Source organism: Patescibacteria group bacterium, assembly GCA_038065255.1.
Lineage (GTDB): Bacteria > Patescibacteriota > Patescibacteriia > JACQRZ01 > JACQRZ01 > JBBTRI01.
Genome location: JBBTRI010000013.1, coordinates 1 through 5,777, shown reverse-complemented (window position 1 = coordinate 5,777; position 5,777 = coordinate 1). Strand labels below are relative to the sequence as shown.

The window sequence follows — 5,777 nt, the reverse complement described above, 5'->3', positions numbered from 1 at the left end:
CACTCTCACAACTTGTGCAGAGTTTTGATGAGGGCCTTACAAGCAAAGGCGCTCTATCTCTTGCAACGGCACGGGAAGATATTCCTCGCGTTCAGTTTCGTACACGCCTCACTATTGGCCCCTATGTAGTGCCATTTAATGAAGTGCTATCTCCGGAAGATGCCTACATGCTTCCCTGCGATCCGGCCTATTTTCCACAGACACCAACAAAAAAAGTTATTCGCTATGGGCGGTGTTATGCAAATTTTGCACAGGAGCTACGGATATGGGAGCGCCAACAGGGACTCATATCGCGTTGGTATCCGTATGCCGGATATTACCGCGGAGGCGAATTGCGCAAAGCGCGCACATCATTTTTGAGCCGCCTTGCAAGCCCGGAACTCCTTATGCGATATTTAGCAGATTCAACGCAGGAGCTCATAGAAGAAGGACTCAAATTTGCCGCAAGTCTATTGGCTGACCGTATAACACAAGACGGCAAGCGTAAACGATTTTCGGACGGACTTGTTGACCCCGAAGATGTATGGATGCTTGAGGATGGGCCCAGTATTGAAGCTGCCACATCCGGACGCGACAACCTTATTTTGGATGAAGGCGCCATCCGACAGCGGCTTCCCGGAGATATTATCGACTACCGCGCAGTTCTTCGGAGTCATAGCCAAATCGTTCGGGGACGTTCATCTGATGATAGGGAATTATTCGATCCGATCTCGCAGGACATAGGTTCATTTATTCAGGCATATTTAACGCAAAGCACGGCATATCAAGACAGCGATCTAGATGGTATTCGCGATGAAATTAAAAAAGCTATAAGCTCATTCCAGTGGATGTACGACTCATATGGCAACACTATTGGCTCAAAAACAACATCCGTTTCTTTTCGCTCATTCACTTCTTGCACGGCAGGTGCCCCATGTGTTGAGTTGTCCTACGACACGGTACTTACAGTAAATGACCGTTTTGGGAATGTAAAAACAACAACAGTTCTCAAAACGGAATCCCGACGCGCATACCACGTATGGCGCGCCTGGAGATTATATGACAACTAATACACAACCACCAACCCCGCTATCGGGGTTGTTTTTATGCCACAAAACATATATGATGAACTGTGATTGCAGAGCAATACCATAGAATATATGTATCTTCAGAAACTTGAAGTCCAAGGATTCAAATCATTTGCACACAAAACAACATTTCTTTTTTCACGAGGGCAGCATGGGTCGCGGGGCCTCACTGCGATTGTCGGGCCCAACGGATCGGGGAAATCAAATGTAGCCGATGCTATTCGGTGGGTACTGGGTGAGCAAAGCATGAAATTGCTTCGCAGCAAAAAAAGCGAAGATGTTATTTTTTTTGGTTCTGACGCGAAGGCGCAACTTGGTTTTTGCGAAGTGGCGCTTTCGTTTAACAATGAAGATCGCGCATTTCCTGTTGACTATGCCGAAGTGGTTATTGCGCGCCGCCTCTATCGCAGCGGTGAATCAGAATATCTCATCAATGGCAGCAAGGTCCGCCTCGCTGATGTTACCATGCTTCTTGCGCAGGGGAATTGCGGCCAGCGAAGCTACAGTGTTATTGGCCAAGGCATGATCGACTCCATTGTCACCATGTCGTCAGCCGAAAGAAAGCATTTTTTTGATGAAGCTGCAGGTGTGCGCCAGTACCAAATGAAAAAAGACCAGGCGCAAAGCAAACTCAAAACAACACGGGAACACATCGCGCAAGCCCACATGCTTATAGCAGAACTTGAGCCGAAAATTAAGTTTTTTGCCCGCCAGCTAAAACGGCTTGAAGAGCGGGAGGTTATTGAGCACGAACTCAAACAAGCATACCAACAGTATTATTCGGTTGCATGGCGTACACTCAAAGAACAAGAAGCATCTACATCGGCTGCATTAGCAGACTTGCAGAAAACACTCGATATAGCTTGTTCACACCAAACACTTTTTGTACAAGAGTTTCAAGCACATCAGAAACTCAATTCGACGGATGCAACACGGCACACCACCCAATTACGGGATGAATACGAGAAGCTCTCAAAAGACCGCACGGCGCTAGTATCACGACTTTCACTGGTTGAAGCACGGCTTGCAACAGACTATGAAAAGCAGGGGGAAGCAAACATTTCATTTATCATGCAGCACAAAACCGATCTCGAAGCTCAACATGCTCGCCACACAACAGAGCGTGAGCGCTCTCAACAAGAAGCTCAGTTTTCCGTTGAGCGCTTACGCGCATTGTCGGGTGAACTTGAGAATATCGAGCGGCAGATTGCGCATATTCAAGAAACGTTGCTACCGGCGGCATCGACGCCGGGAGATATTTCACTCGCAACAATTCACGATGCTCTTGATGCGCTCCAGAAAGAAAAACACATTTTTTTCTCAAGCGAATTAACACTTCACGACATTCAGAATGCATTAAAAAAACTTTTTTCTCAACTCGACGCATTACAGGAAAAAATTCATTACTCACTCAAAGGAACATCACAAGAAACGATTCAAGCAAAACAAGCCCTTGAAAAGCTGGTACATGCACAACGCGAGGTATTGGTGCGCATACAGGATGAGCGTATTGCTTCTGGCGTTTGCGCTCACCAGATTAAACAGCACGACCAAGCACTTTACGAAATCACGGCAGAGCTGGAGCGCATGGGACAGGAATTAGCGTATTTTTCATCAAAAGACAGCGGAGAAAAAACCGCCACACTGCGTGATGAGCAGCAACACGTTAAGAGCCAACTCACTGCGCTTGATGAAAAAATCACCCAACACAAACAAACACTTGAAGCTTCATATGAAGAACAATCAAAAAATACATCTGAGCTTCTGCGCATCCAACAAGCGCTAACAGAAGCGCAAAAAGAAATTGACGCACTGCGCGTTCGTCAAACATCTCTCTCGCTTGATGCGGCTAAACGGGAGGCTCATCAAGAAGAGCTCCTCAATAAAATGAGCGAAGAATTGGCATTAAGCGAAGAACTCGTTCAGCAAATACTGCAGCGTCATTTTGATGTTTCATTGGCAGGCGTACATAGTGAGAGTTCGCCGTCCCTGCCCCTAGCGGATGTGCGCTCGCGCGCGGAACAGCTTAAGCGGAAACTCGACAGTATAGGCACTATCGATCATGAAGCGTTATCTGAATACGAATCAACAAAGGAGCGCTTTGAATTTCTTACTCAACAAGCGGCAGATCTTGTGGCAGGCATCAATTCCCTCGAACGCGGCATTGCTGAGCTTGAGACAAGCATCAAGGAGCGTCTGGATCATTCCATGGGTGCCATTGAAAAAAAATTCAGCCACTATTTTCAACAACTCTTTAGCGGAGGAAATGCGCGCATTGTTGCGGTGAAAGAATCGGATTTTGAACATGAAGAAGACCAGAGTGGGCACGATCGGCAGGACGGCGAAGGCGTACAGGAGGATGAGGTAGTTGGTATCGATATTTCTGCAATGCCGCCAGGAAAAAAACTCAAAAACATGAGTGTTTTATCCGGAGGGGAAAAGGCGCTTACCGCAATTGCATTGTTGTGTGCAATCGTTTCGTGCAACCCGTCCCCCTTTGTTGTACTCGACGAGGTTGATGCCGCGCTTGATGAATCAAATGCCAATCGATTCGCCTCTATTATTAAAGAACTTGGCGAACAAACACAATTTATTGTAGTAACGCACAATCGCGCAACCATCCATATGGCCCAATGCATATATGGGGTGACAATGGGTGAAGACGGCGTTTCAAGAGTCTTAAGTCTTGACATTGCCAAAATTGATGATACACTTGCAAGCATTAAGAATGATTCATGATTTTTTAAGTTATGCTGATGATCCGACTCGCGCGGCGCGGTAAAACCAACAGGCCCTTCTATCGGGTGATTGTTTCAGAAAAACGGAAAGATACATTTGCCGACAGCCTTGAGCTCCTTGGCACAGTGGATCCGCTTGCCCAACCAAAGGCAGTACTTCTTAACAAAGAGAGGATACAGTACTGGATTTCCAAGGGTGCACAACCATCGCCTACCATCCATAATATTCTTGTTGATCAGGGTATTATTACCGCAGAAAAAATACGAAAAACAGTCAAGAAAGCAGCGGATAAAAAGAACGATTGACAGCAACATTTCTTTTAGTATACTTAGAGCAGTTATTGTAGTGAAGCAACAACTGCATGTATGAAAGGTCGACAGTTCCGGTGCTAACACCTTCTTAGCTCTAACATTCCATATATTTCATGGAATGAGAGGAGACACGAATGTCAGCGAACGCAGATCAGGATTTCGTGATTACAATCGTCAAGGCGATTGTCAATCACCCCGAAGACGTATCTGTGGATCGTCGCGTCGATGAAATGGGAGTGCTACTGACCCTCACGATCAACCCTGCAGATATGGGATACGTGATTGGCAGACAGGGTCAGACCGCGCGAGCAATCCGCACACTTCTCAAAATCGTAGGCGCAAAGAACAACGCTCGCGTGAATCTCAAGATTCACGACCCCAATGCCCGTCAGGACTCTGCCGGCGGATCGCATTACAGCAATGTCGATACCAGCGTTGTCGATGATCTCAAGATATAAAACAAAAATAGAAAAGAGTCCCGCAATGCGGGACTCTTTTTGTTGGTGGCCTATTCATTGGCATGCCATGCGAAGAAACTTTTGTTTTTCGATGCAGAGGTATACTATTAAAGAATGCGCATAGATATTATCACCATCCTCCCCTCGTTGTTTGATTCCTTTGTTTCGGAAAGCCTCATGAAAAAAGCGATCTTGAAAAAAATCGTGCGCATTCGCGTACACGATCTAAGGGCGTTTGCTTTCGATAAGCACAAAACTGTCGATGACCGTCCCTATGGCGGCGGAGCAGGAATGATTTTAAAAATTGAACCGCTGGTACGCACACTAATGTCAATCAAAAAAACAAAAAAATCACGCGTCATTCTACTATCGCCTGCCGGCAAACAGTTTACACAAAAAAAAGCAGACACACTTGCCAAAAAGTGGAACCACCTCATTTTCATCTGCGGACGCTATGAGGGTGTTGATGCGCGCGCTAGACAGCACATCAACGAAGAGCTCTCAATTGGACCCTATGTGCTCAACGGCGGCGAGGTTGCGGCAATGGCAGTGATTGAATCAGTATTCCGCTTGCTTCCCGGAGTGCTTGGCAATAAGGAATCGCTCAGAGAAGAATCCCATATGCACGAGGGCTTTATGGAATACCCTCAGTATACTCGTCCTGAGAATTTTCGTGGCCAACGGGTTCCAAAAGTGCTCCTATCAGGCGACCATAAGAATATTGCTCAATGGCGACTTTTGAAAAGCAAAAAATAAACAATCCATTCAAATTAAACAGCCGTATAACCATAGGTATACAGCGTTCCAAGCTGTGGATATCCTGTGCACTGAGCGGGCTTGACAAGTAATGCGGAAGGGTTTAGGATGAGGCATAGCTTTACAAACCGTAGTATCCTTGATTTAAAGCTCATTTTGAAGCAAAAAGAGCGAAGTCACCTTTCTTGGAGGACTTCACTCTTTTTTCTTCACGTTTGTGAAGGGAAAAGTGGTTCGTTGACAATATGAAAGTGACAAGAACTTCTGTGAGTAAACCCTCACAGAAGGCCAAGCAAACAACATTAAACGTCAATAGCCAATAAGCAAAACTTCTCCATCTGGTTTTTCCGGATGGAATATAATAGACCAAGTCAAACTTTAATAAGAGTTTGATCCTGGCTCAGGATGAACGCTGGCGGCGTGTCTAAGGCATGCAAGTCGAACGG

5 protein-coding genes and 1 rRNA gene are annotated in these 5,777 nt (G+C 46.0%); all 6 read left to right on the top strand.

The window, feature by feature from the left end; genetic code table 11:
- Nucleotides 1-1,049 (top strand): hypothetical protein (locus tag AAB400_03750; GenBank protein ID MEK7648997.1); only part of this gene is annotated, 1,049 nt, incomplete at its 5' end.
- 90 nt (nucleotides 1,050-1,139) lie between these two features.
- The gene (locus AAB400_03745) at nucleotides 1,140-3,806 is read left to right on the top strand and encodes an AAA family ATPase (GenBank protein MEK7648996.1); all 2,667 of its coding nucleotides are present in this window, start codon (nucleotides 1,140-1,142) and stop codon (nucleotides 3,804-3,806) included.
- 11 nt (nucleotides 3,807-3,817) lie between these two features.
- Nucleotides 3,818-4,111 (top strand): 30S ribosomal protein S16, encoded by a 294-nt coding sequence (gene rpsP, locus AAB400_03740; protein ID MEK7648995.1) that lies wholly within the window; start codon nucleotides 3,818-3,820, stop codon nucleotides 4,109-4,111.
- A gap of 140 nt (nucleotides 4,112-4,251) precedes the next feature.
- Nucleotides 4,252-4,575 carry a KH domain-containing protein gene (locus AAB400_03735; protein ID MEK7648994.1) on the top strand — a complete coding sequence of 108 codons (324 nt, stop codon included), beginning with the start codon at nucleotides 4,252-4,254 and terminating at the stop codon, nucleotides 4,573-4,575.
- Nucleotides 4,576-4,689: 114 nt separating this feature from the next.
- Nucleotides 4,690-5,331, top strand: coding sequence for a tRNA (guanosine(37)-N1)-methyltransferase TrmD (gene trmD, locus AAB400_03730; protein MEK7648993.1), 642 nt, complete (start codon nucleotides 4,690-4,692; stop codon nucleotides 5,329-5,331).
- A gap of 377 nt (nucleotides 5,332-5,708) precedes the next feature.
- Nucleotides 5,709-5,777: ribosomal RNA gene (locus tag AAB400_03725) — 16S ribosomal RNA — on the top strand; the annotation flags it as partial.

Excerpts from the sequence above, each read along its gene's own strand:
- AAB400_03745 (MEK7648996.1), top strand. The coding sequence starts at position 1,140 with ATGTATCTTCAGAAACTTGAAGTCCAAGGATTCAAATCATTTGCACAC.
- rpsP (MEK7648995.1), top strand. The coding sequence starts at position 3,818 with ATGCTGATGATCCGACTCGCGCGGCGCGGTAAAACCAACAGGCCCTTC.
- AAB400_03735 (MEK7648994.1), top strand. The coding sequence starts at position 4,252 with ATGTCAGCGAACGCAGATCAGGATTTCGTGATTACAATCGTCAAGGCG.
- trmD (MEK7648993.1), top strand. The coding sequence starts at position 4,690 with ATGCGCATAGATATTATCACCATCCTCCCCTCGTTGTTTGATTCCTTT.